Origin of the sequence: Paraburkholderia sp. BL23I1N1 (assembly GCF_003610295.1) — a bacterium.
In the GTDB taxonomy this organism is placed as follows: domain Bacteria; phylum Pseudomonadota; class Gammaproteobacteria; order Burkholderiales; family Burkholderiaceae; genus Paraburkholderia.
The window spans coordinates 3,908,018-3,930,949 of the sequence record NZ_RAPV01000001.1 but is presented as its reverse complement, the minus strand read 5'-3'; the positions used below and the strand labels follow the sequence as shown (position 1 = coordinate 3,930,949).

At 59.7% G+C, this 22,932-nt stretch carries 29 protein-coding genes; 11 read left to right on the top strand and 18 right to left on the bottom strand.

The genetic code is table 11. The annotated features are described in order from the left end of the window. Nucleotides 1–52: 52 nt before the first annotated feature. Together B0G76_RS18330 and B0G76_RS18325 are read right to left on the bottom strand one after the other, a co-directional pair. On the bottom strand, nucleotides 53–808 hold the full coding sequence (locus tag B0G76_RS18330) for an SDR family oxidoreductase (protein ID WP_120293844.1): 756 nt from the start codon (nucleotides 806–808) through the stop codon (nucleotides 53–55). Between the two features lie 73 nt (nucleotides 809–881). Then, nucleotides 882–1,283 (bottom strand): ester cyclase, encoded by a 402-nt coding sequence (locus B0G76_RS18325; protein WP_120293843.1) that lies wholly within the window; start codon nucleotides 1,281–1,283, stop codon nucleotides 882–884. 226 nt (nucleotides 1,284–1,509) lie between these two features. Between B0G76_RS18325 and B0G76_RS18320 the strand changes: the two genes are divergently transcribed. Then, the gene (locus tag B0G76_RS18320) at nucleotides 1,510–2,163 is read left to right on the top strand and encodes a TetR/AcrR family transcriptional regulator (RefSeq protein ID WP_120296513.1); all 654 of its coding nucleotides are present in this window, start codon (nucleotides 1,510–1,512) and stop codon (nucleotides 2,161–2,163) included. A gap of 4 nt (nucleotides 2,164–2,167) precedes the next feature. On the opposite strand, the gene B0G76_RS18315 is transcribed toward B0G76_RS18320, so the two are convergent. Then, a complete protein-coding gene (locus tag B0G76_RS18315; RefSeq protein ID WP_120293842.1) occupies nucleotides 2,168–3,403 on the bottom strand; it encodes an NADH:flavin oxidoreductase/NADH oxidase family protein in 1,236 nt (411 codons plus the stop codon). Nucleotides 3,404–3,473: 70 nt separating this feature from the next. On the opposite strand from B0G76_RS18315, the gene B0G76_RS18310 reads away from it, so the two are divergent. Further along, nucleotides 3,474–3,968: a MerR family transcriptional regulator gene (locus B0G76_RS18310; RefSeq protein ID WP_120293841.1), complete on the top strand. Its 495-nt coding sequence runs from the start codon at nucleotides 3,474–3,476 to the stop codon at nucleotides 3,966–3,968. Here the strand turns inward: B0G76_RS18310 and B0G76_RS18305 are convergent. Further along, nucleotides 3,965–4,873 carry a LysR family transcriptional regulator gene (locus B0G76_RS18305; protein WP_120293840.1) on the bottom strand — a complete coding sequence of 303 codons (909 nt, stop codon included), beginning with the start codon at nucleotides 4,871–4,873 and terminating at the stop codon, nucleotides 3,965–3,967. The genes B0G76_RS18310 and B0G76_RS18305 overlap by 4 nt on opposite strands. A gap of 197 nt (nucleotides 4,874–5,070) precedes the next feature. On the opposite strand from B0G76_RS18305, the gene B0G76_RS18300 reads away from it, so the two are divergent. Beyond that, on the top strand, nucleotides 5,071–5,817 hold the full coding sequence (locus B0G76_RS18300; RefSeq protein ID WP_120293839.1) for an SDR family oxidoreductase: 747 nt from the start codon (nucleotides 5,071–5,073) through the stop codon (nucleotides 5,815–5,817). Nucleotides 5,818–5,924: 107 nt separating this feature from the next. On the opposite strand, the gene B0G76_RS18295 is transcribed toward B0G76_RS18300, so the two are convergent. Next, a complete protein-coding gene (locus B0G76_RS18295) occupies nucleotides 5,925–6,383 on the bottom strand; it encodes a response regulator receiver protein (RefSeq protein ID WP_120293838.1) in 459 nt (152 codons plus the stop codon). Between the two features lie 528 nt (nucleotides 6,384–6,911). Then, a complete protein-coding gene (locus B0G76_RS18290) occupies nucleotides 6,912–8,048 on the bottom strand; it encodes an AMP-binding protein (RefSeq protein WP_259460619.1) in 1,137 nt (378 codons plus the stop codon). Here B0G76_RS18290 and B0G76_RS18285 point away from each other — a divergent pair. Next, nucleotides 7,994–8,347 carry a nuclear transport factor 2 family protein gene (locus tag B0G76_RS18285; RefSeq protein ID WP_120296511.1) on the top strand — a complete coding sequence of 118 codons (354 nt, stop codon included), beginning with the start codon at nucleotides 7,994–7,996 and terminating at the stop codon, nucleotides 8,345–8,347. The two genes, B0G76_RS18290 and B0G76_RS18285, sit on opposite strands and share 55 nt — an antisense overlap. A 432-nt stretch (nucleotides 8,348–8,779) precedes the next feature. Here the strand turns inward: B0G76_RS18285 and B0G76_RS42480 are convergent, their stop codons facing one another. Continuing rightward, nucleotides 8,780–8,992: a hypothetical protein gene (locus B0G76_RS42480; RefSeq protein ID WP_147394057.1), complete on the bottom strand. Its 213-nt coding sequence runs from the start codon at nucleotides 8,990–8,992 to the stop codon at nucleotides 8,780–8,782. 25 nt (nucleotides 8,993–9,017) lie between these two features. Between B0G76_RS42480 and B0G76_RS18280 the strand changes: the two genes are divergently transcribed. Further along, complete coding sequence (locus B0G76_RS18280) at nucleotides 9,018–9,641, top strand: S9 family peptidase (RefSeq protein ID WP_147394056.1); 624 nt, start codon at nucleotides 9,018–9,020, stop codon at nucleotides 9,639–9,641. Nucleotides 9,642–9,800: 159 nt separating this feature from the next. Here the strand turns inward: B0G76_RS18280 and B0G76_RS43325 are convergent, their stop codons facing one another. The 4 genes from B0G76_RS43325 to B0G76_RS18265 all read right to left on the bottom strand — a co-directional run bounded on the left by B0G76_RS43325 (nucleotide 9,801) and on the right by B0G76_RS18265 (nucleotide 12,233). Then, a complete protein-coding gene (locus B0G76_RS43325) occupies nucleotides 9,801–10,241 on the bottom strand; it encodes a DUF1214 domain-containing protein (RefSeq protein WP_220700764.1) in 441 nt (146 codons plus the stop codon). Then, a complete protein-coding gene (locus B0G76_RS18275; protein ID WP_220700763.1) occupies nucleotides 10,241–11,158 on the bottom strand; it encodes a DUF1254 domain-containing protein in 918 nt (305 codons plus the stop codon). The genes B0G76_RS43325 and B0G76_RS18275 overlap by 1 nt, the downstream gene beginning before the upstream one ends. Nucleotides 11,159–11,268: 110 nt before the next feature. Next, nucleotides 11,269–11,817, bottom strand: coding sequence for an IS630 family transposase (locus tag B0G76_RS18270; RefSeq protein WP_120293836.1), 549 nt, complete (start codon nucleotides 11,815–11,817; stop codon nucleotides 11,269–11,271). Next, complete coding sequence (locus tag B0G76_RS18265) at nucleotides 11,814–12,233, bottom strand: helix-turn-helix domain-containing protein (protein ID WP_259460618.1); 420 nt, start codon at nucleotides 12,231–12,233, stop codon at nucleotides 11,814–11,816. Before B0G76_RS18265 ends, B0G76_RS18270 begins: the two co-directional genes overlap by 4 nt. Before the next feature lie 265 nt (nucleotides 12,234–12,498). Here B0G76_RS18265 and B0G76_RS18260 point away from each other — a divergent pair, with 265 nt between their 5' ends. Together B0G76_RS18260 and B0G76_RS18255 are read left to right on the top strand one after the other, a co-directional pair. Next, nucleotides 12,499–12,900, top strand: a complete 402-nt coding sequence (locus B0G76_RS18260) for a hypothetical protein (protein ID WP_120296509.1) — start codon at nucleotides 12,499–12,501, stop codon at nucleotides 12,898–12,900. A gap of 145 nt (nucleotides 12,901–13,045) precedes the next feature. Further along, nucleotides 13,046–13,708, top strand: coding sequence for a c-type cytochrome (locus B0G76_RS18255; RefSeq protein WP_120293834.1), 663 nt, complete (start codon nucleotides 13,046–13,048; stop codon nucleotides 13,706–13,708). A 298-nt stretch (nucleotides 13,709–14,006) separates the two neighbouring features. Here B0G76_RS18255 and B0G76_RS18250 read toward each other — a convergent pair whose 3' ends face one another. Next, on the bottom strand, nucleotides 14,007–14,750 hold the full coding sequence (locus B0G76_RS18250; RefSeq protein WP_120293833.1) for a FadR/GntR family transcriptional regulator: 744 nt from the start codon (nucleotides 14,748–14,750) through the stop codon (nucleotides 14,007–14,009). A gap of 374 nt (nucleotides 14,751–15,124) precedes the next feature. Here B0G76_RS18250 and lhpI point away from each other — a divergent pair, with 374 nt between their 5' ends. From lhpI to lhpH, 3 genes are all read left to right on the top strand, one after another. Next, nucleotides 15,125–16,051 (top strand): bifunctional Delta(1)-pyrroline-2-carboxylate/Delta(1)-piperideine-2-carboxylate reductase, encoded by a 927-nt coding sequence (lhpI, locus tag B0G76_RS18245; protein ID WP_120293832.1) that lies wholly within the window; start codon nucleotides 15,125–15,127, stop codon nucleotides 16,049–16,051. Between the two features lie 153 nt (nucleotides 16,052–16,204). Continuing rightward, nucleotides 16,205–17,326: a branched-chain amino acid ABC transporter substrate-binding protein gene (locus B0G76_RS18240; RefSeq protein ID WP_120293831.1), complete on the top strand. Its 1,122-nt coding sequence runs from the start codon at nucleotides 16,205–16,207 to the stop codon at nucleotides 17,324–17,326. A 41-nt stretch (nucleotides 17,327–17,367) separates the two neighbouring features. Beyond that, nucleotides 17,368–18,375, top strand: a complete 1,008-nt coding sequence (gene lhpH, locus B0G76_RS18235; RefSeq protein WP_120293830.1) for a trans-3-hydroxy-L-proline dehydratase — start codon at nucleotides 17,368–17,370, stop codon at nucleotides 18,373–18,375. A 59-nt stretch (nucleotides 18,376–18,434) separates the two neighbouring features. Here the strand turns inward: lhpH and B0G76_RS18230 are convergent, their stop codons facing one another. Both B0G76_RS18230 and B0G76_RS18225 read right to left on the bottom strand, forming a co-directional pair. Continuing rightward, the gene (locus tag B0G76_RS18230; protein WP_120296507.1) at nucleotides 18,435–18,773 is read right to left on the bottom strand and encodes a muconolactone Delta-isomerase family protein; all 339 of its coding nucleotides are present in this window, start codon (nucleotides 18,771–18,773) and stop codon (nucleotides 18,435–18,437) included. 62 nt (nucleotides 18,774–18,835) lie between these two features. Continuing rightward, nucleotides 18,836–19,654 carry a class I SAM-dependent methyltransferase gene (locus B0G76_RS18225; RefSeq protein ID WP_120293829.1) on the bottom strand — a complete coding sequence of 273 codons (819 nt, stop codon included), beginning with the start codon at nucleotides 19,652–19,654 and terminating at the stop codon, nucleotides 18,836–18,838. A gap of 83 nt (nucleotides 19,655–19,737) precedes the next feature. On the opposite strand from B0G76_RS18225, the gene B0G76_RS18220 reads away from it, so the two are divergent. Further along, nucleotides 19,738–19,908 (top strand): hypothetical protein, encoded by a 171-nt coding sequence (locus B0G76_RS18220; protein WP_259460617.1) that lies wholly within the window; start codon nucleotides 19,738–19,740, stop codon nucleotides 19,906–19,908. A gap of 77 nt (nucleotides 19,909–19,985) precedes the next feature. Here the strand turns inward: B0G76_RS18220 and B0G76_RS18215 are convergent, their stop codons facing one another. The 4 genes from B0G76_RS18215 to B0G76_RS18200 all read right to left on the bottom strand — a co-directional run bounded on the left by B0G76_RS18215 (nucleotide 19,986) and on the right by B0G76_RS18200 (nucleotide 22,849). Beyond that, nucleotides 19,986–20,360, bottom strand: a complete 375-nt coding sequence (locus B0G76_RS18215) for a VOC family protein (protein WP_120293828.1) — start codon at nucleotides 20,358–20,360, stop codon at nucleotides 19,986–19,988. 88 nt (nucleotides 20,361–20,448) lie between these two features. Next, entirely contained in the window at nucleotides 20,449–21,795 is a 1,347-nt protein-coding gene (locus B0G76_RS18210) for a CHASE2 domain-containing protein (RefSeq protein WP_259460616.1), read from the bottom strand. A gap of 23 nt (nucleotides 21,796–21,818) precedes the next feature. Next, nucleotides 21,819–22,433: an OmpA family protein gene (locus tag B0G76_RS18205; RefSeq protein WP_259460615.1), complete on the bottom strand. Its 615-nt coding sequence runs from the start codon at nucleotides 22,431–22,433 to the stop codon at nucleotides 21,819–21,821. Next, on the bottom strand, nucleotides 22,430–22,849 hold the full coding sequence (locus B0G76_RS18200) for a FecR domain-containing protein (RefSeq protein WP_259460614.1): 420 nt from the start codon (nucleotides 22,847–22,849) through the stop codon (nucleotides 22,430–22,432). Before B0G76_RS18200 ends, B0G76_RS18205 begins: the two co-directional genes overlap by 4 nt. Between the last annotated feature and the right edge of the window lie 83 nt (nucleotides 22,850–22,932).

Sequence of the window (22,932 nt, the reverse complement as noted above, 5' to 3'; positions counted from 1 at the left end):
CGCCTTGCCCCACTCAAAGCTTGCCCGCGTCACGCATCCCGCGGGCACTCATTCAACCCCCGAACACCTCCAGCATCTGCGCATTCAAGCCATTCACGAAAGCGTGCTCACCCGGTCCCGGATTCCCGCGGAACTGCTTCGCACCTTCAACCAGTACCTCATCCACATCTGTTCCAAGGACAGCCATCGTTTCTTCGATGAAGGGCTCAAGCGGCATCGCCTGTTCGGCCTCGCGGCTGTTCATGAGGTCCGTGCGCACCCACGGCGGTGCGATCTCAAGGACCCGAACCTTCGTGTTTTGCAGCATGAAGCGTTGCGAGAGAACGTACGAATGCAGCGCCGCCTTGGTCGACGAATACACCGCCGTCACAGCCAGCGGAACGAAAGCCAGCACCGAACTTGTATAAGCGATGACAGCGTCGTTTCGGGTCTTGAGATGATCGATCAGCGCCGACGTCATGCGGATCGGGCCCATGAGGTTGGTCGTGATGGTCGACACCAACAGCGCGTCGTCGATATGGCCGCCCGCCTGGTCAGGCTGCATGATCCCTGCGTTGTTGATCAGTACATTGAGATCGGGATAGTCCGCGATCAGTTGCGCCGCAACACGCTCGATGCTGGCCGGGTCGGTAATGTCGAGCTCGATTGCAGCCATACCGGGATTCGCCGCCACCACTTCGTCAAGATGGCTGCGCCGGCGACCGCTGATGATGACCTTGTTGCCGCGCTTGTGAAGCGCTTCGGCTAACCCGCGGCCAATGCCCGAACCGCCACCCGTGATGAAGATCGTGTTTCCAGTGAGTTTCATGATCGCTTTCCTGTTGAAAGATAAGTTGAACTTAAATTTGAAATTGACGTGTCTGTTGATGGGATTGGCGTAGTCAGGCAGGGAACCGGTCGCCGAACATCGGCAGGCCGCTCGCGGATTCAGCCCTCGTCGCTTCATCCTGAAGGACGTCCCAGTGCTCGGCGAGCTTGCCGTCTTCGAAGCGAACCACGTCGGCTGCAATCCACGCAGCGGGCTTGCCGATCCCGGAGAAGCGGCCATGTGCGATGACATAGTCGCTGTCGGCCACGATCAGCTGGTTCTCATAGCGTGCGGCGTCAGGCAGCGCGCGAACCAGGTTGAACAGCCCGTCGCGTCCCGGCGGGATATGGGCGCTGTGCTGAATGTAGCGATCGGACCAGAAGCGCTCCGCGGCAACGTAATCGCGCTTGTTGAACAGGGTGTCGAACGCTTCAAGCACGAGCGCCTTGTTCTGTTCAGGAGTTGTCTTCGTCATGTTGAGATCCTTTTTGCAGCTTGAGTTGACGACGCGTTCAGGCGTCAGGTAGCGGTTGTGCCCCTGCTACCTGGACGTTCAGGCAAAGAAGGCTATACTTACGACAATGGTGAATAACATTGTCATTGAGATGGATTGTGGGCGTCCGCCCCATCGATGTCAATGGTGATCGACATTGTATTTTTCGATGGGTCTAATTGGGTTGCTATCGACCGAAGGGGGAGAAGTGGGTGTTTCCAGACAGCAGGCGGCTGAAAACCGGTTCGCGATCGTGGCAGCCGCCGAGAAGCTGTTTCGCGAGCGCGGCGTCGATGCGGTCGGGCTCGCCGAGCTGATGAAGGCGGCGGGCTTTACGCAAGGCGGTTTTTACAACCACTTCAGATCGAAAGACGCGCTGGTCGCCGCCGTGATGGAAAAGGCGATGGAAGAAGGTGGAGAGGCGTTTGACTCTAAAATCGAGAATGCCCGGTCAGCCAACGCCGACCCGGTCAAGCGACACATTCAGTGGTACCTGTCCCCCGAACATCGTGAGGATATCGATGCGGGTTGCCCGTTGTCGGGTTTTGTAGGCGACGCCCGCCGGCTCGGCGAAGTGGCGCGCGGTTCCTACGCAGAGGGTGTCGCAGCGGTTCTCGAACGGTTCACCAAGGTCTTCGAGGAGACCGAGGGGAGCAGCGAAGTCAGCCGCAAGAAGGCGATCGCTTTGTTCAGCCAGTTGGTCGGTACGCTGCTGCTTTCACGCGCTGTTGTAGACGTTGACATGGCGCTAGCGGATGAAATTCTTGACGAAGGCCGCGAGCATCTCCTCGCCGCCATGGACATTCAACCCGGCATTCAATCGCAAGAACCCTCGCGCCGACGGAAGCCCGCACGCAATTGACGCTTCAGGCGTAGTCCTGCTTCCATTGCTTATAACGCCGCGTCAGCCGGCGCGTGCGCAGTTGATCGATGATTAATGTCAGGACCGCAGAATACTGGGCAGGTGCCGTACGTCCTGCGCCGAGCGCACGCAAATAGCGTTTGACGACCGCCATGCGGGCGAGCCCCGCGAGTGCCCGGTCGCGCCATTCAATCGGCTGAATCTGCGCACCGAGATCCGCCCCCGCCCGCCAGCGCGCCGGCAGATCGGGCACCACGGCGAGCGCCGTGGCCATGCCTACGACTGCAACACCACTGTTCAGCACCTGCTCGGCCACAGCACTGCGCCGAATGCCGCCGGTGGTCATGACAGGCATCGTGGCGACGCCGGCCAGATCCTTGGCGAATTCGAGGAAATAGGCTTCGCGCGCGAGGGTGCGCCCGTCGGCGGTGTCGCCCTGCATCGCGGGGCTTTCATAGCTGCCCCCAGAGAGCTCGACCAGGTCTACCGACAGGTCATTCAGCCACAGCACGACCTGCCGGGCGTCTTCTTCCGAAAAGCCACCACGTTGAAAGTCAGCGGAGTTCAGTTTCACGGCCACGCAAAAACCCGGTGAGACCTTTGCGCGTACCGCGCGCACCACGTCCAGCAACAGGCGGGCACGGTTGGCAAGACTGCCGCCCCAACGGTCGGCGCGGCGATTGGTCAGCGGCGAAAGGAACTGCGAGATCAAATAGCCATGGGCAGCGTGAATTTCTACGCCTGTGAACCCCGCCTGTTCGGCAGCGTGCGCCGTCGCCGCAAAGCGGCCGATCGTCTCGCTGATCTCGTCCTCGTTCATGGCGCTCGGTTGCGCAAACAGCTTGCTGTGTTTGCCGAGTGCCAACGGGATAGCCGAGGGTGCCCACGCTTTGCCGCCCATTGCCGCCATCACCTGGCGACCCGGATGATTGATCTGCATCCACACCTGAGCGCCACCACTGCGTGCCGCGTGTGACCATTGCTTGAACGGCGCAAGGGGCGTGTTGGCCTCGAGCACTATCCCGCCAGGCCCGGTTAGTGCCCGGCCGTCGATCATCACGTTGCCCGTGACGATAAGGCCCGCGCCGCCTTCGGCCCACGAGCGGTACAGGCGATGGATGGTCTCGCCAGGCAGTTGCCCCGCGTCGGCAAGATTTTCTTCCATCGCCGCCTTCGCTAGACGGTTGGGCAGCACGCTGCCGTTGGGCAATTGCACGGGTGTAAATAACGATGTAGTCATGGCGAAGCCGGCTTGTCAGTTGAGCGATGCCGCTATACTAAGATTCAAGTCAACTTGAAGGTCAAGCGTCATGAGAATCGGCGAACTCGCGGAAAAAACCGGCCTCGCGCCGTCTGCTATCCGCTTTTATGAGCAGAGCGGCTTGCTACCCGCACCCGAGCGCAGCCCGAACGGTTATCGCGTCTACTCCGACTCGGCCGTCAGACAGTTGCGCATGGTGCAGTTGGCGCAGAATCTGGGCTTCCCGCTCGACAAACTGCGTGACGCCCTCGCGACTGACAACGATTGTTCGAAAGAGGAATTGCTGCATAACCTCGATACGCGGCTCGACGAGATCGAGCAGCTCATGACCGCCCTGCGTACGCAGCAAAAAACGCTACGCACGCTTCGCACAACGTTGAGCGAAGCGTGGACTGCGGGCAATTGTGTCGACGGCGTGGAGCTGGCCAATCGCCTCCTGTCGCAACAGCAGGAACCCTTGGGCCGATCAAAACGCGGCGCTCCACAGCCTGCGGCAAAACATGCCAGGCCTCTCGATCACCGGCCGGCTAAAAAGACCGCTTAGGACACGCCGGCATTCGCCCAATCGCGCACTGCCTGCGAAAACAGCCGAAGCGCCGCCGGAGGGTGCCGGTTGGCCGGGTAGTAGAGACACAATCCAGGCAGGGAAGGACACCACTCCGGTAGCAGACGGACCAGCCGCCCCGACGCTAAGTGGTCCACAACGTGATAATCCGGGACCCAGGCAATGCCGATTCCGGCCAACGCGGCATCGACCATCAGGTTCGTGTTGCCAAGCGTCATCGGCCCGGCGACGTCGATACTGGCGCTACTGCCGTGAGTTTCGAGTTCCCAACGGTACAACGCGCCGCTGCTGAACCTGAACCGGATGCAGCGATGCCTCGCCAGGTCCGGAGGCATTGTGGGGGCTGGGTGCCGAGACAGATACTCGGGAGACGCAACCGCGGCGAATCGCAAGTTGGGCCCGAACTTCACGGCGATCATGTCGCGCGGCACGTCTTCAACAATCCGGATTCCGGCGTCAAAGCCGTCGGCCACGATATCCACGAGCCGCGTGTCGACAACGATCTCGACATGGATGTCCGGATAGGCGGCCAGAAAAGCTGGGAGAACATGAAGGATCAACGGCCGGGCGCCGGCCTCTGCCGCGCTGATCCTGATCGATCCAGACGGCCGGCTGCCTACCGACGCAACCTCGTTGATGCCGTCCTCCAGATCGGCAAGCGCGGGGCCCACTCGCCGCAGAAGATGCTCACCCGCCTCAGTCAACGCCACCGAACGGGTGGTCCGGTTGAACAAGCGCACATTGAGACTCTCTTCGAGATTTCGCACCGCATGGCTGAGTGCGGGTGGCGAAACACCCAGCGTTCGCGCCGCCGAGCGAAAGCTTCGATGTTCAGCAACGGCGATGAAAGCCGTCAATTCGGATAGGCCGGCGCGCAGTTGCATAGATGAATTTTCCTTAACACCCCGTGAAATTCTACGCTCATTGTTAAACAGAAAACAACAAACTAGTATGCAATGAACCCTCTCACCGACCGCCTTTCACGGTGCTCCGGTGGTCCTGACATCAATGACCCTCTCTACGCTCGCGCCCGCCGTTATCCGGCGAGAGCCGAGTTCGCGAGGGTCCAAAGGAAACGCATATGGAAACGAATATCGAAGGAAAAGTCGTCGTTATCACCGGCGCGAGCAGCGGATTGGGCGAAGCGACTGCCCGCTATCTGAGCGCGCGAGGCGCCAAGGTTGCATTGGGCGCACGCCGCGCCGAGCGCATTCAGGCGCTCGCGGCGGATCTGGTCAGCCATGGTGGTCAAGCGATCGCGATCGCGACGGACGTCACCCGGCACGAAGACGTCAAGGCACTCGTCGACACGGCGGTGCAGACGTTCGGCCGCGTGGACGTGATGATCAACAACGCCGGGCTGATGCCGCACTCGCCGCTCGAACGTCTGAAGATCGACGACTGGGATCGGACCATCGACGTCAATATCAAGGGCGTGCTGTACGGCATCGCGGCGGCATTGCAGTACATGAAAGATCAGAAGAGCGGCCACTTCATCAATGTTTCGTCGGTCGCCGGCCGTACCGTGCGGCCCGGCAGCGCTGTCTACGCGGCGACCAAGAGTGCCGTTCTGATGTTGTCCGAAGGGCTGCGCCAGGAGGTCAAGCCCTATGACATCCGCACAACCGTCATTTCCCCAGGCGCCGTCGCGACGGAACTCCCGAGCAGCGCGACCGAGCCGGATGTTGCCGGTTTCATCAGCAAGTTCTACGAGCAATACGCAATCCCCGCCGACTCGTTCGCGCGCGCGGTCGCTTTTGCAATCAGCCAGCCGCCCGAGGTCGACATCAACGAAATCCTGTTCCGGCCCACGCGCCAGGAAGGCTAAGAATTGCAACGATTCGATGGATTGTGATTCGGGTCGAAAGACACTGGATGATCCTGACATATCGCATAGGATTCCAAAGTGTCATGCTCCGGCAAAGGCTCGCGAGGTCAGTGACGATCCGACAGGAGACGGCAACGTCTCTCAAGCATATCTACAAGCCGCCAAACCGGGCACGGCCTGCAACATAGGCCGTCAAAGCCAACCCGCCGCATATCGTTCGGGGTCTCTTCAGGTGAGACATCGGTCAGCGCAATCATCAGAACACCGCTGAAGGCGGCGTCGATAGCCGCCTGCCGGACGAGCCGGAAGTCATCGGCATGACACAGGTGCGTGTCGATCAGCAAGGCGCGCGGCATCCAATGCTCCAGCATCAGTTCCAGGTTTTCCATCGTCGAAGTGGCGACGGCGATAAAACCTTTCAATCTCAGCAGCAACGCTATCGATTCCCCCACCGATTTTTCGGCATGGGCAACGATCACGCTTTGAGAATCGACTGCACTGGTGGGACGCTTCAGACGCCACAGGGCGAACTGCCCCTCGTCTTCATGCGGCGGTTGCTGGGTCATTTTGGACAGGTCCTAAGTCCACTTTGGAGTGACTGCTACAAGCAACGGGAGTCGGACCGCAGACAAAGCTTCGGTTCAGCCGGGTTGGAGGATGATTTCACATCACTGGACCGTCGTCTATGCCGATCATTGCCAGTTCGATCGATTTATTTTTTACAAGGACGCACGGCCCTGTGTGGTTTTTTCGCGACTTTCGCTCGGCCAAAATATAACGACAGGCATGTCCTGCAAGCCTCGGCGGGGCGACTGAATGCTTCATACGAAACACCTGATTTGCACGCGCGGCGAGCCTGGATAGGATTGGGAAACACGTCAGCGTTCCCCAACGGGTGGCGTGTGTGTTTGTTCGCCGCAGCATCGTCTGCGGCTTTTTTTATCTTGTGCCGATCACCGAACACTGGCTCACGATCTGCTCATTCGATAACGATCACCGAATCATCAGTAGAAAAGAGCCGTTGCACTTCGTCTGCACGGAGGGTCAACACCGCCCGTTGATTGACATAGCCCTTGTCGGTGATCTCGCCCGCTTCAAGCGAGGGCGCCGCCGACATCGCGAGCGAGATCGCGCAGTCCTCGACACACAGCCTCGCGAACCGCCTCGCGGCGACCCAGTTCGATGCCTGTCGCCGTCGCGGCATCGAGCTCCGGCGCAAGCGCGCGCAGCGCCGTGGTCGGGAAAATCAGCAAGCCGATTTCAGCGCGATCGTGACCGGCAACCACGACGTCGAGCGCGAACGGCGCGAGCGCATCCACCGCGTTGACCCGAAGCGCGCCGACCGATACCCATGTGCCGCTCGACAGCTTGAAGTCCTCGGCCACGCGTCCGTCGAACGGCACGCCGGCATTTGGATCGGCGGGGTCGCACAGCTTGCCGGCGTCGGCGGTCCGGTAAAAGCCCTCTTCGTCGAGGGCAGCGGCGCTCGCGTCCGGATCGTTCAGATAGCCTGGCGAGACCGAAGGTCCGCGCACGCGCATTTCGAACTTGCCGCCGTTCGGGACAAACTTCAGTTCATTGCCCGGTGCAGGGACACCGATATTGCCGACACTGTTGTGCCGGAAATGCACACTGGTCACGAGCGGCGCGGTCTCGGTCGCGCCCCACGCGGACGCGAAGAAAACCGGCTCAGCGTCGGCGCGGCGATGACGCGCCGCGACGCGTTCGAAGCGTTCGCGCAGTTGCGGCGGCAAGCTCGCCGCTGCGTAAAACAGCACCTGCAATCGGGAGTAGAAGCGCGCGGCAAACGCGTCGTCGTTTTCCAGAAACGGCGCAAGCGCGTCGAATCCGCGTGGCACGTTGAAATGAAGCGTCGGCGCGACGTCGCGCAGATTGTCGACACTGCGTTCGATCAGACCGGGCGCCGGCCGTCCATCGTCGACGTACAGCGTGCCGCCATGGCGCAAGATCAGGTTGAAGTTGTGATTGGCGCCGAACGTATGGCTCCACGGCAACCAGTCGACAACAACCGGCGCGGTTTGATCGACGAACGTCCAGCACTGCGCAATCACGTGCTGATTGGCGCTCAGCATGCCGTGCGTATTGACGACAAGCTTGGGACTGCCCGTCGAGCCCGAAGTCAGCAGCAGCTTCGCGATGTCGCCCGGTGCAATGCGTGCATGCGCCGCTCCACCGCAACCTTCAAGAGGTATTCGGCGAAGGAGACCCAATCCGACGTCGCGCCGCGATCAAGGATCTGTACACCGACGACTGTGCGCTCTACGCTCCACCGGGCATCTTCCCCGGCCATGACGCACTCGACAAGTTTGCGGGGGAACTGCGCGCGACGCACCCTCATTTCGCCTACACGCCTGTTGGCGAGCCACAGACTCTGCACAACGCTGGGCGTCTCGCATGGAGTTCGGGTGCGCCCGGCGAAGCGCCAGACTACACCGGCATCGACGTGATCATCGTTCGCGACGGCAAGATCGCGGCACTCTACGTCTTCCTCGATTCTCTTCCGACCTAACCCTTGCAAAGCTCCCGTCAAAGGAACGATCAAACGATCAAGGTACATGCGTACGCAACGCCTAACAGCGTCAAGGTACCAATCGCCCTCGAAGAGTCGGTTGGCGCCAGCCTTGAGCAGACGTCAAATGTCGCTCGGTGGTTTTCGGATGTCGCAGCGAGGCCCGCGGTGATCACGGCCATTTCGAAGACCATGGCACTCGCTCAATAGCGAGTCCGCGTTCGGCCGCCGCATCGCTTCGCTGCGCGGCCCGACACTAGCTTCGCTCACGAAGTGAGCCTATGTGCCATAGCGGCATTGTCACGGACTCTCCATGGTCGCTGGACCCGGCCGGTTAAACCTGTGCTCCATTGAAGATCATCGCTGCTGCATCTCGTATCCAACTCACGTATTCTGTGATCGGAATAACGATGCGGCCTCCAGAATGCGCGATCAGAAATCAAAACAAGCAAAACCCGCGACCTGTTTCGTCGACAGGTTCTGGAAACTGTTTCGTCGATTCGCGGTGGCGGTCTGCGCGTTCGCATGCATGGTCATCACCGCTTCACCGGCGTATTCAGGTGAACTATTGCAAGTGCCCGTGCGAGGGACACAGACGCAGGCGATCTTCATCGACCGGCCAGCCAGTTCACCGTCATGGGTCATCGTACTGTTTGCCGGAGATGAAGGTGTGGTCGCCCTTGATGAAACCGGTCCGACGACAATGAAGGGAAATTTTCTGATCCGGACTGCCGGCTACTGGACTTCCGCGGGCGACGCTATCGCTATCGTCGACGCGCCGTCGGATCAATCTTCCGGCATGAACGACGCGTTCCGTCTGAGCGAAGCTCACGCTCAGGACTTACACGCCGTCGTCGCAACGCTCAGGCAGCGCTTCCCAGGCGCGAAGATCGCCCTTGTGGGTACCAGCCGGGGCACGATTTCAGTCGGCAATGTGCTCCAGCGAGAGCCACACCTGGCCGACGCCTATGTGCTGACCTCGCCCGTCACGATCGCCGCACGCGGCGAGCGCGGGCTGTCAGGCATGCACTGGGACCTCGGCGCTACGCCCGTTCTGGTGGTGTCGAACGAAAATGACGCATGCCGCGTGTCACCGTTTAACGCGGCCCGCGCGCTCGCTGAGGACAGCCGCTTGCAGTTCCTGGCGGTATCAAGCAGTGAGCGCGGCGGGGCTCGCGCCAATGAATGCGGGGCGAAGGCGCCGCATGGCTTTCTTGGCATCGAGACGCAAGTGCTGTCGGCTGTGTCGCGATGGCTCGCCGGTCCCGGTTCGGTTGGAACTCCGCCGCATTAAACCAACACGGTCCCGCGCGAACCAGCAGCAAACGTGACGCTGCAAATCGAAACAAAGTTGACGACACGTGTTGCCAAAGGCATAGGCAATCACCGGGCAGAACGCAACGTGTCGAAGCACGCGAAAGGATCGTCAATTGCCGACGATCCACGCCTGAGCTTATTGCACTGCCATGATCGGTGCAGGGAACCATTCACCTTGCTGGACTTCCTGCTTCGGCACGTACGCGCGGAAATTCAGAGAGAAGCCCTTGCCCTCGGGCGTAGGCAGCCAATTGCTTTGCGCCACGTTCTTTGGCCGTACGGGTGCCAGCCAGATATTGGTACTGCCGTCCGCGTTGGTCTTCAGATGGGACACGTTATTCAGGTTATAGCGGTGAATCGCGTTGGGCACCACGCGGTAGTCCGGCACGCTGTACAGCGTGACTGACCAGAATCCATTCACGTGCGCGTCCGGCTTTTCGCCTTTGGCAAACCGGATCTCGTAGGTCTTGCTGCCATCAAGCGGCTGCTTGTCGCTATCGGTCAGTCCTACGAAATAGATGGCCTCGCTAATAGAATTTGCCCAAAGACCGCCGTAGTTAATGATGTCACGCGCCATCACGTCATTGCCAAATTTACCCGCGACGTAAGAGACGGACCACCCCCTTTCTGCGTACCGAAACCCTTGGCACCCGCAAGAAAGCCAGGAATTGCCTTGGTCCTGATGACATCGTCGACCCGCTTGCGCGCGCTGTCGTTGCCCTTCATGTAGTTGGCCACGTTGACTGCGCTCGCCTGGAACTCCGGAGCCTTCGGCATGGCGTCCGGATAGGTAGCCAGTACTTCAGTTACGTGATCGAATATCTCAGCGCGGATCGGCGCAGCCGGCGTAAAGGCGGGGACGGCAAAGGGCGGATCAATCACGATGTCGGGCGACGCTTGCACCGTGAACTGGTGTTGCAGCCGCACCGCCGTTTTCGGGGACCCCTTCAGTTCCACACGCGCAAGCATCTTCGCTTTGGCAGAAGGCAACTCGATCTTGACGGCATCGGACGGCACCGGCGGATTGGTTCCTTTGATCACCAGCGCGAACTTTCCATAAGGGTGGTCAGGGTACGTTCGCTCGTTGATATTGGCGATGACTTCACCCCATCCATCGAGCAACTCAGCCGTGTAGTAACGACCCTTGACGCGAGGCACGTTCAGGATGACAGCATGATCGCGGTCTGCGGCAAGCCATGCCTCAAGATAGGCTACGTCCGGGTTTGGATTCACGAACTGGGTCGACCCCAGTGGGTTGTATTTGATCTTGTTGTAGCCGACCTTCTCGACGTTGATGTCGTAATTCTCCTGCTGCAACACCAGATAGCGTCCATACAGATAGTCCCACGCAGAGACGATCTGCTCATCCGTGGGAATTGCCACGCCCGCGGCCGCACCGTTTCCCGGTGATGTACCAGACGAACTGCAGGCAGCCACGCTCAACCCGAGCAAACCAGCCGCGATCCAGGAAGAGATCCACTTCGGCGCTTTCATGGTGTTTTCCATTTAATGGGTCTCATAGGAATAGTGCCAGAGAGCTTACAAGGAACTTCTATTCGTTGAAAGAGAAGCGACGCTGTTTCAAGAAAATGCCGCATAAGTATTCACGAAAAATCGGTTTGAAAATCTTGACCGTATCTGCTTGGCAGTGCTGTAAGTTCGGTGTCGATGGTTTCGCGTGTCCAGGTGAGGGCTCGACGCCATCGATATTTCAGGTGCCGCCAGACGATCTCGATCATGTTCAGTTCGGGACTGTACGCAGGCAGATAAAACAGGACGGTCTTATGTTCAAGCAGCCAGCGTTGCCGCGTTGCCTCGTTGATAGCGTGATGGATGCTCGCATTGTCCAGCACGATCACGGTGGGCATACTGGCGGCGCCCGCAAGCACGCCGTCGATGAAGTGCTCGACATTCGGGGCTTTGATAGTCCCGCTATGTGCGGCGTGGATCAGCGTGTTTTCGCCGAAGTCCAGCGCGCCGATCACGCTGCGACGGCAATGATGATTTGGTTCGACCTGATGGGGCAAGCCTCGCGGTGACCAGCTACGCTGCACCGGCGGCGATCCATGAAAGCCGGCCTCGTCCAGATACAGCAGTCGCACGACTTTGTCTCGTACAGCCCGCTGGAGCTTCGCGAGCGTGGCCTGCTTCATGGCGAACGCTTCTTCGTTGCGCTTTTTTTGAGCGAGAAACGGTTGCGTTTGAACGAGAAGCCGCTGCGCTTGAGCGCCTCGCCGAGCGTTTCGATTTTACATGGCAGTGGTTCGTTGAGCACGGCCTCGACTCGCTGGGCAATACGTACCAAGGTCAGTGGCTCGGTCCGCGCGATCTCAAGGGCCACCGCGATCTGGGCTTCGGACAGCAGCGGCCGCCGGCCGCCGCAGTGACCGCCCATCAGGCCGCATATGCCACTCCCACGCCACGCGTGAAACCAGTTGTAGACGCTCCGGGCACTCACGCCGAACTGTTCGGCAATCGCCTGCGGCCTGATCCCACGCCCCAGCTTCAGCAGGCCAGCTGCACGCGTGCGCGTATCCCGGTAACGGTGGTTGATCGACAACTGCTGCAATGTCAGTTCCTCGGCTTCGCTCAGTTCTACAACGCACCTCATCCGCTACCCCAGCCTCACGAAGGCGCCAGGTTAGCGGAATTCAAATCGGATGACCAGGAACACTTAACGATATGCAGCTTGATTATTTTTCAGATCGAACCATACGGTGTACGACATCGTGCCAGAGGAAACTCGCTATATCTACACCGACGTCGCTTTCAGACCCCGTGGGCAAGATGCCATTACAATCCAGCACTTCGATCCGACATCGGTGATTTGCGCTATGAAATACCTTCTTGCATCGACACTCGCGGCGATCATCGCGACCGCGAGCACGGCCGCGACAGCCCAGGCATCCGGGAGCGGCGGTACGCCCACACCTCAGTGCGCCATTGGGTATGTCACGGGTGTCGGCGGCTCGGCGCAGAGCTTTCGTGATTACCTCGCAACGCCCGATAGAGACAAGTATCGCTTCATCGCAGATAACCCGATTCAATGCAAGATCTCCGACGAAGGCCGCGCGTCTGGCTGTACCGGCGTTACCGACCTTCGGCGTGAAAAAGTCAGCGTGTACGACGACATCGACAGCACGACGATGGCGGTAGTCGCACGTGTGGAACTCGAGCATGGCACATACCCGGTGATTATCGTCGTTCGAAAGCAGGACGTGAAATGCGAGGAGTGAAGGCCTTTCTCGAAACAGATCAGTAATCGCCTTAGATAACAAATCCGTAATTCGCTTGACGCTCGCCGGTCAGAATCATCCCCGCAGAATCTCCTTATGGCGTCGCTCACCGGACGCCTGTTCAAAGGACATCCGGAAGATCACGATGATCGGTACACGTTCTATCAACAAGCTGCACGGCAGCTTGCGTTCGCTTTCGATTGCGACGCTCATCGGTTTCGCAAGCGCCTCTCATGCACAGTCCGCCGTGAATGCGCAAGATACGGTCGGGGCGAAGGCGCCGTCCATCGCTGCCTGTGTTGCATGCCACGGCGCATTGGGCGCCGGCACCGTAAGTGGCGGGCCGCGACTCGCCGGCGAAAATCCAGATTATCTCGCGCACGCATTGTCAATGTTCAAGGCAGGCACGCGCACAAGCGCCGTCATGCAGACCGTTGCACTCAATCTTTCCGATAGCGAGATGCACGAGCTCGCAAGTTTTTTTTTGAAGCAGAACCCACCGCTTCCCGAAGGCGCGCCGCCGTCGCAGAGCCTGGTGATTGCCGGAAAGCAGCTTGCCGAGATGGGTGCAGGATCCAACGTTCCCGCCTGTTTCACTTGCCACGCGGCAGGCGGCAAAGGCAATGGCGCGCGCTTTCCGGCTATCGCAGGCGAACCGGCGGCGTTTGTCGTCGCCCGGTTACACGAATTTCAGGCGCGCGCGAAAGGGACAACACCGGCACCGGGAACGATGACGGCCGTCGCGGCGACGCTGAGCGATACGCAGATCGAAGCGGCTGCAGCGTACCTTTCGGTGACCAGACCTTGACGACCGACAACACACGATCTGCGCGTCGATATTGCGTCGAGTGCCCCGTACCGTATGCAACCCATTCACTTTGTGTCGAATACCTATGCGATTTCTAGTGTGGAGTCGTGTCGCTTCAATATCGGGTCTGGTAGTGATGCTTGCCGGTTGCGCCGTGAGTAGCGACGATTCAAATTTGAGCTTGGCGCATAACCCGCAGCTACCTGAATCGTATCTGTGCCAAAGCTTGCATGTTAAGCCGATGACTTGGCCGCCCGCATAGGACGGCACCGACTGCGTGCGCTTTATCGCAGCGCTTCTATTGCGGCGCGATGTCCCGCTGAACCCGATGAATGTGCTGCTCCACATAGAACGCTGCCGCATCGGCGTTGCCCGTGACAATCGCCTCGTAAATCAGGCGATGTTCCGCGACATAAAGACGAATCCGGGTTGGATCGTAGATGCCGTCATCTTTTAGCCGCTTCCAGAGCGACTGGTCCATTGTTGCGGCAATTTCCTCTGCGATCTTGATCAGTAGAGCGTCCCCCGTCATCACCGCGAGCTGCCGATGAAAGAGCCGGTCGCTGTTGTTCCACAGCGCGCGTTCTTCCGGATCCGCCACGTCGGTCAGCGTTTCCATCTGCGACAGGTAGTGCTCCGCCTGGAGGTCACGCTTCTTATGCACCGCCGCGCGCCGCGCGATGGCCGGCTCGAGGATCAGCCTGACGTCCAAGGTCGCGGAGGGACTGAAGTCTGAAGCCAGGCCGGTCCCACTCATCTCCGCCGACGAAGCGGAAGCCAACAACTGGGGAGCACTAGAGGCTACATACGTTCCCGAGTTTCGCTTCGTCGTGACGAGCCCTTCGTTTTGCAGCGCCCCGATGGCCTCACGAACCGCTGGCCGCCCGACACCGAACAGGGCAGCCAATTCGCGCTCGGACGGCAAGCGTGCGTCGGGAAGAAAGCGCCCTGAACGAATTTCAGCGCGGATCTTTTCCGAAACCTGTTCGTAAATCTGCAACGGTCGGAAGTCGCTTTCAAACTCAATGCGGGCGGAAGCCATCGTCGTTCTCGAAACATGCTATGTGGTTTCCAAATATACCACTTGAGCGACCCGTTGACGGCGACTGCGCTTGACTGGCGTAGGGGTACACCCGGTGCGATCAGGCAAGAACGACCCCAATGACTGGTCTACTTTTATACCTAGCTACGCCGATATGGCGTGTCAATGGTGTTTAAACGCTCCAAATATGCTTGCCAATCACGCCAATTGGTTGTATTAACAACCAATTTGGTATAATTTTGACCCAATGACAAATCTCGCGCTTCGAGCTCTACCTCGTGTGCAGCCCGGTTCGGAGTGGCTTGTCTTACGCCCAGTTAGATCGCGCGGCAAACGCGTAACCCCGATCACTCACTTCCCTAGTCGAGCCAGCAATGACTTCTCTCAGCACACGAAATTTTGATGCTCGCGCGACCGCCGCCCTGCTTGGCTACCCGCAATTGATGCGTGTGCTTCGCGAGACCATCGTCGAGTACGGCGCAGGGCGAATCGTGAGCCCAGAACGTTTGTCCATTCCGATGCAGGAGGGCGGGCTCATGTTGTCCATGCCGTCCAGCGCGGAAGACATCGCCATTCACAAGCTGGTCAACGTGTGCCCTTCGAACGGAAAGCATCACTTGCCGACCATTCACGGCCAGGTGATCGCATGTGATGCGCACACCGGAGAAATGCTGTTTGTTCTCGACGGGCCGACCGTCACGGGAAGGCGCACGGCGGCGGTTACCGTCCTGGGGATCCAGACGCTTCACGTTGCAGCGCCGCGCGAAATTCTCATCATCGGCACAGGCAAACAGGCGGCGAATCACGCCGAGGCGCTCGCAATAGCTTTCCCCGAAGCCAAACTTTTCGCCAAAGGCGGCTCGCAGGCGAAAACGGAAGAATTTGTGAAGCGCACTCGCGCGGTGGCACCAACGCTGGCTGCTCTAACCAGCGATGAAATCCCGGACAGCATCGACGTGGTTATTACGCTGACCACCAGCAAGTCGCCGGTCTATTCGGAGACAGCGCGGCCGGGTCGCCTGGTTGTCGGCGTCGGCGCATTCACGCCAGACGCAGCAGAAATCGCAAAGGGCACCGTGGACGGCAGCTTCGTGGTCGTCGACGACCCGGTTGGCGCGCGGCACGAAGCAGGCGATCTTATCCAGGCACAGGTCGACTGGAACCTGGTCGCGCCACTCGCAAAAGCGCTCGCTGGCGAACTGAGCCCCGATGGACCCATTCTGTTCAAGAGCGTCGGGTGTGCCGCGTGGGATCTGGCCGCCTGCCGCGTCGCACGCGCGGCGCTTGCCGAGGCTGAATAACGACAGCCACACTGCGCTCACGGACCCTTGCGGCTGCGTCGGCGCATATTGGTTTCTGTCGGACCAAAACGTTCGATTTATTTTTTAAAACTGATTGTAACCAAACCAGATTGCTACTAATCTGGTCTTCCCTTAGCCCACTCGGAGTCTGGTATGCGCCGTCTCGTGACAACAATGGCCGCCTTGATGGCCACTGGCTTTACTCTGTCTGCAAGTGCTCAAGTCGTTGTAACGATAGGTCATTCGGCTCCGCTCACCGGCCCGCAAGCGCCGAACGGCAAAGACAACGAAAATGGCGCGCGTCTCGCCGTCGAGGAATTGAACAAGACCGGCGTCACCGTTGCAGGTCAGAAGGTGACGTTCAAACTGGACTCGGAAGACGACCAGGCCGATCCGAAAATCGGCGTGCAAGTTGCGCAGAAGCTGGTCGACAGCGGCGTGATCGCTGTCGTTGGACCGTACAACTCAGGGGTCGCCATTCCGGCGTCGCGCGTCTTCAACACCGGCGGCGTTCCCATCTTGCCGGTCGCGTCCAATCCGGCACTGACGAAGCAGGGTTTCAAGAACATTTTCCGGATCGGGGCGAGCGATGAACAACTCGGCGGCACGATGGGTCAATTCGCAGCGAAAACGCTGAAGGCGAAAACGGCGGCCGTGATCGACGACCGTACCGCGTACGGCCAGGGCGTCGCCGAACAGTTCGTCAAGGTTGCCAAAGCGAACGGCATCCAGATTGTCGATCAGGAGTTCACCAATTCGTCGGCAACGGACTTCCTCGGGATTCTCACCACCATCAAGGCCAAGAATCCTGACGTGATCTTTTTCGGCGGCTATGCAGCGCAGGGCGCGCCGATGGCCAAACAGATGCGTCAACGCGGATTGCGGGCGAAGCTGCTTGGCGGCGACGGCATCTGCTCGGCTGACATGGGCAAGGTTGCCGGCGACGCAGCGTCGATCGTCTACTGCGCTCAGGGTGGCATCGCGCTTGAGAAGTCGGCTGCGGGCCGCGAGTTCCTGCAGAAGTACAAGGCGGCCTACAACATCGATACGCAGGTCTACGCCGTCAGCTACTACGACGGTGTGAAGATGCTCGCCGACGCGATGGTGAAAGCCGGAACGACGACCGACAAGGCGAAGCTCACTGCTCAACTTGCTAAGGAAAACTACAAGGGTGTCGCCGGCACCTACTCGTTCGACGAGTATGGTGACCTGAAGGGTGCACCGACCACCGTGTACACCATCAAGAACGGTTTGCCGGTTCCGTACGGCGAGTAAAGAGTAAAAGCACGCGACCCACCGATTTCACCGAAGCAAACATGAAAATCTCACGCACCATCTCGACCGTTGAAGTCCACACAGGCGGTGAAGCATTCCGCATCGTGACCAGTGGCCTGCCGCGTCTTCCTGGCGACACCATCGTCAAGCGGCGCGCATGGCTGAAGGAAAACGCCGACGATATTCGCCGGGCGCTGATGTTTGAACCGCGCGGCCATGCGGATATGTACGGCGGTTACCTGACGGAACCCGTTAGCCCGAATGCGGACTTCGGCATCATCTTCCTGCACAACGAAGGGTATAGCGACCACTGCGGGCACGGTGTCATTGCGCTGTCGACGGCAGCGGTCGAGTTGGGCTGGGTGCAACGTCAGATTCCCGAAACGCGCATCGGTATCGATGCGCCGTGCGGGTTCATCGAGGCATTCGTGCAGTGGGACGGCGAGCACGCGGGCAATGTCCGGTTTGTCAACGTACCGTCCTTCATCTGGAAGAGAGACGTCACGGTCGAGACGCCTTCGTTCGGTCCGGTGACTGGCGATATTGCATTCGGCGGTGCGTTCTATTTTTACGCCGATGGTCAGCCGCACGGTCTCGAAGTGCGGGAGTCGTCAGTGGAAGAACTCATCCGGTTCGGTGCGGAGGTGAAGGCTGCGGCTAACAAGGCGTTCCCGGTAGAACATCCGTATATCCCTGATATCAACCACATCTACGGAACCATTATTGCCAACGCGCCGCGACATGCCGGGTCGACGCAAGCCAATTGCTGCGTCTTTGCCGACCGCGAAGTGGACCGGTCGCCGACGGGCTCTGGAACCGGCGGCCGCGTGGCGCAGTTGTACCTGCGTGGAGAACTCGGGAAAGACGAGACGCTGGTCAACGAATCCATCATTGGCACCGTCTTCAAAGGGCGCGTTCTGAGCGAGACGACCGTGGGTGACTTCAAGGCTGTGATTCCGGAGGTCGAAGGCAACGCCTTTGTTTGCGGCTTTGCCAACTGGATCGTGGATGAACGCGATCCGTTGACCTACGGATTTCTTGTTCGATAAACGATTGCAGGTTGAGTACCAGGTTAGCGCGTCAGGCTGAGCAATCGGCCTGGCGCTTTTTACTGGGGAGAAGGCGGATTCAAAAGCTTGCTCAACGGCTTCAGTGGGCCTATTGGGAGGAGCGAGAATGTCATTAAGTGCGCTTTCCCCAAGGGAAGTGCCTCAAGCATTTCATGCGCTTGAGTGAGGTCCGCAACATTCAGGATGAACGCCACGCCAGCCCGGTCTTGCAGTGAATACCACTGGTCAATCTTGCCCTCGAGGTAGAGCTGCGCCGTCTCGCGAACTTCAGTCGGAAGAATGTGTTGGACACGTTCCATGTCCGTGCCCGGCGGAAAGGTGCCAATCGCCAATATCTTCGTGGTAGGTGTGGTTGGCATCGAGGTGGTTTGCGCCATGGAGACTCCAGTAGAAGCGGCCAGCACTGAGGCTGTTGTCAAATTAAGAAGGAGGCGTTTCATCACGCGGCCTCGAACACCGCAGTGAGAATGCCGAGTCGGTCTTCGAGGAGATTTCGTCCCAGGTTGGCGGTAAGCTCTGCGAAGTCTGGCCCCATCACAACGCCGAGATTGGGTGAGGGCGGCGGCCCTGACGCACGCAGCCCGGCGAACCAGGCCTTGGCTGCCTCGGTGTCGTTTCGACATGTCAGCGTGCGGAAATCCGCTTGTTCGATCGCCTCGCGCGTTGCATTGGCCGTCAGGAGAAAGCTCGTTGCCGGCGTTCGCGCCCACGGAACGGGGTAGTACGGCTCGCGGCTGTTTGCGACTACGTCGAACGTCGCGAATCTGCCGCCCGGTCTCAGCACGCGTCGGATCTCCCGGTAGAGCCGTGCACGCTCGGAGATGTTCATGGCCACGTGCTGCAGCAATACGGCGTCGAAACCGTTGCCGTCGAAGGGAAGGTCCAGCGCACTGGCGGTATCGAACGACACACGTTCGCTCTGCCCTGTGCGCTCGGTGAGATAGCGTGCAGCAACCACGAACGGCTCACTGAGGTCGACACCCGTCACCCGGCAGCCATAGGTTGCAGCCAGAAAACGGGCTGGCCCGCCAACGCCCGAACCGACGTCCAGCACCGACATGTCGGCGGAGATTCCGGCCAGTTTGGCAAGATCGGCGGTGGCAGCAAGCCCGCGCGTGTGAAAGTGGTCGAGGGTGCCCAGTTGCTGTGGTGTGAGCAACTGATCCTCCGGCCCAAAGACCGTGAGTGCGATCTTCAGCCGCTCGGTCAGGCCGGTCGCGCGATAGTGATCGCGCACGCCATCAAGTGCATCAGTCATTGCAAAATCCTCACTCGTAAATTGCTGGTGCCAAGGTATCAGCGATTTTTGCGAGTGACTATTCATCACAATGTTGACGGGCTATGAAGCAGAACTTCACAGTCAGGCAGGACGCGTTCGGCTCGGCCCATCCGCCATTGCGCCTGACACTTGGCGGCGCAGCTTACGGTTCGATCAGCACGACGCTGGCTGAGCGCCTGAGGATGCTTGAAGCACAGAAGGACGTCGCGTTTTCAGCCGACTCGATAAGCTAAGCGGGCCGCCGAATAACGGACGCTCAACGTTTGGCATGAGAGGCGGCCTGGCCTCGCGCGTCCGCTCGATGGATGGGTTAGGCCTCGGGTTGGTGGCAAACCATTTCGATGTTGTGCCCGTCCGGACCAATGACAAAAGCTGCATAGTAGTTCGCGTGGTAGTGCGGGCGCAGACCAGGCGCACCATTGTCTTTGCCACCCGCCTCCAGAGCCGCGCGATAGAAAGCCTCGACTTGCTGGCGATTGTCGGCCGTGAACGCCAGGTGAAGATGCGCTGGCTTCTCTTCGGTTTGGTACAGGCACAAGGAAGCCTTGCCCTGTGGGCTAAGCTCGACACCGTACGTCGGCGGCCCCTCCCCGACAACAGCTACGCCGATCGGTTCGAGTGCCTTGAGGAAAAACGCTTTGCTTGCTGCATAGTCGCTGACTCCGAATTTGACGTGGTCGAACATGAGCTCTCCTGAAGTGTGTGGGACTGGGCGAGGTCTAACGTGATTTAAAGATCACCGCGATGTTGCCACACGTAGCCACAAGTGGCCACTAGCGACCGCCATCACGCCCCTGCGCGTGCGTGGCCTCCGTTCTGGTTTGTTCGTCGCCGCGGAGTAACGCGGGTGAAAGGAAGCAGCCCATGACCGCGGACAGGATAATGAAAATCGAGGCTGCGTCGACCAGCAGTCCGAAGCGCATGAAAATAAAGAAGCAGCATAGAAGATTCAGCAGATGCAGCGAGATACCTAGAGCGGCGACCCCCTTGGGGACGACTCCAATGAATACCGCAAATCGCGAACGGGGGCGAGGCACATACCAGATGATCAGCAGACCGAACGTCATGATGAAGGCGCATTCTGCCCATTTCAGCCAGTTGAGGCGGCGCAGGAAACGTCCCTCAAAAATGGTCTCGATGACCTGTGCCTGTATTTCGATCCCCGGCACCAGTTCCCCCAACGCCGTCGTTCGCATGTCAGTCACGCCCGCTCCTGTCAGTCCGACCAGCACCAATTTGTCCCGAATCCTTTCCGGATCGACTATTCCCTGCAGGATGTCGCGTGTCGACACGTAGCGGCTCAGCGTCGACCGAATGGACGCGAAATGCAACCAGATGTCACCCCCGGGCTGCGTGGGCACCAGCACATCAGCCACCCCCACTGGTTGCACGCCCGAGGTGTCGGCAAAGACGTCGATCGCCGATGAACCCGTGGCGAGACGGAGCATTTCCATCGGCAGATTGGGGACCAGTTTCTCCCTCAACCCCGTGATGAGGGGAATATGCCGCACTACGCCTTGCTCCAGCGCCACGCTCAGCATGGCCTGCCCATGGGCCGCCGCCTGCAATTCCGGCAGGCTGCCGAGCACATAGTCGAACCGTTGCACGTGGCTCAGTGGGTCGGTGCCATGCACGAGGATCGGAGCGCTTCGCAGATCGGTGCTGGTGGCGAACGCGGCATGATCGAGCGCCGCGGCGCCCAATATGGTCGGCGCGGCGCGCAACGATCTGGCGAGAATGGCTTCGTGACTGGGCAAGGCCCGCAAGCCGGCGGCGAGAGCCGCAGCCGTTTTCGGCAGATTGCCGGCCACTTTGTCCGGGGAGGTCTGATCCGGCTCCGGCATGTAAATGTCGAGACCGATGGTCAGTGGCTTCAGTGCCGCAATGGCATCGATCAGGCTCGCGAGTCGATTTCGCGGCCAGGGCCATTGACCGACGGCGGCGAGCGTGTCCACGAAAGCCGGACGTGCTATGTCGCTCGGCCATTCGCTGCACAGGTTGAGCATGCTCAGACCGAACAACACCACCAGTGCCACCGGACGCCCCTGGGCCGCCTTCAGGAGACTCCTGATCCGGGCAAGCCATAGGTCAAAATAGCGTTTCATCGACGGAAAGGCCATTCAGCGCCGATGACTGGCGCGGATTATTGGATTGTGATGACTGCGCGCCGGTTCATGCGATTGGGAACGCCATCTGCCGTAGGCACCAGTGGCCCGCGCTTGCCCCGGGCAGCGGTCTCCATTTGTTGGGCAGGAATGCCTTGCTTGATCAGGAACGTTGCCACAGTCTGCGCCCGCTGCATGGACAGTCGGTCATTGAAATCCTGAGCGCCTGCCAGATCGGTGTGACCGACCACCACGAGCTGAGGTGCGGGCCATGTCGCCAGCACGGCCTTTAGTTTTTTAACCGTGGCGGATGACTCAGGAGCTAATTCGGTGGCCGAATCAAACAGAAAAAAGATCGTAAATGTCATGGGCCGAGGCGGCCGCGCCGCGAGTAGCTCGCCATATCGTGCCTGCACACTGGATTGGCTATCCATCGTTTTTTCGATGGCGCCGCCCTTGGTGACGCCGACTCCGGCGTAAGCCTTGTCGATTGTCTGCTCGCCGGTGGCGCTGTGGACAATGACCGCTCCGATTTTGCCCTCAGGATCCGGCAACAGGATAATTTTGTCCGGCGTGCTGCACCCGGCCAGGACAGCCAGCATGACGAATGCCGCTGCAAATGCCAGTCCGTGACGTCGGTTTGCAGGCTTCAACGGGCGCTCTCCCCTTTATCGCCCACTTCGATGATGAATTCCGTGCCGCGCACGCCCAGCGTGGTAGTTGGTGTGCTGAAGCGCACGGCATCGGGATTCGCCTTCGCCAGCTTTCCGGAAATCACGGCCAGAGAACCGCGTTTGATGGAGGCGTCGAGCACTCCGTCATGGGTCGTGGTATTGAACGCGAATTTGTTGAGGTCGAGGACCGTATTGGCGCCGGCCGAGAGTTGGGTGGTGTCACGCAGCGTGATACCCACGAACGATTCCGGGCCGGTCACGATGCGATCGCTGCTGTAAACCTGACTGCCGATGGCCGCTCCTGAACTTCCTCCAGCCCGCTCGATCTGCACCGTGCCCTTGAGCGTCTTGCCGACGCCGGCAGCATCGTCGGCAAGGGCATTGGCGACAGCCATGCACCCGCAGGCGAGAATCAAGGCGTATTGGACGGCCCGAAGACGCATCGGCGGCACCTGATTGCGTCAAGCTGCTTTCCGCG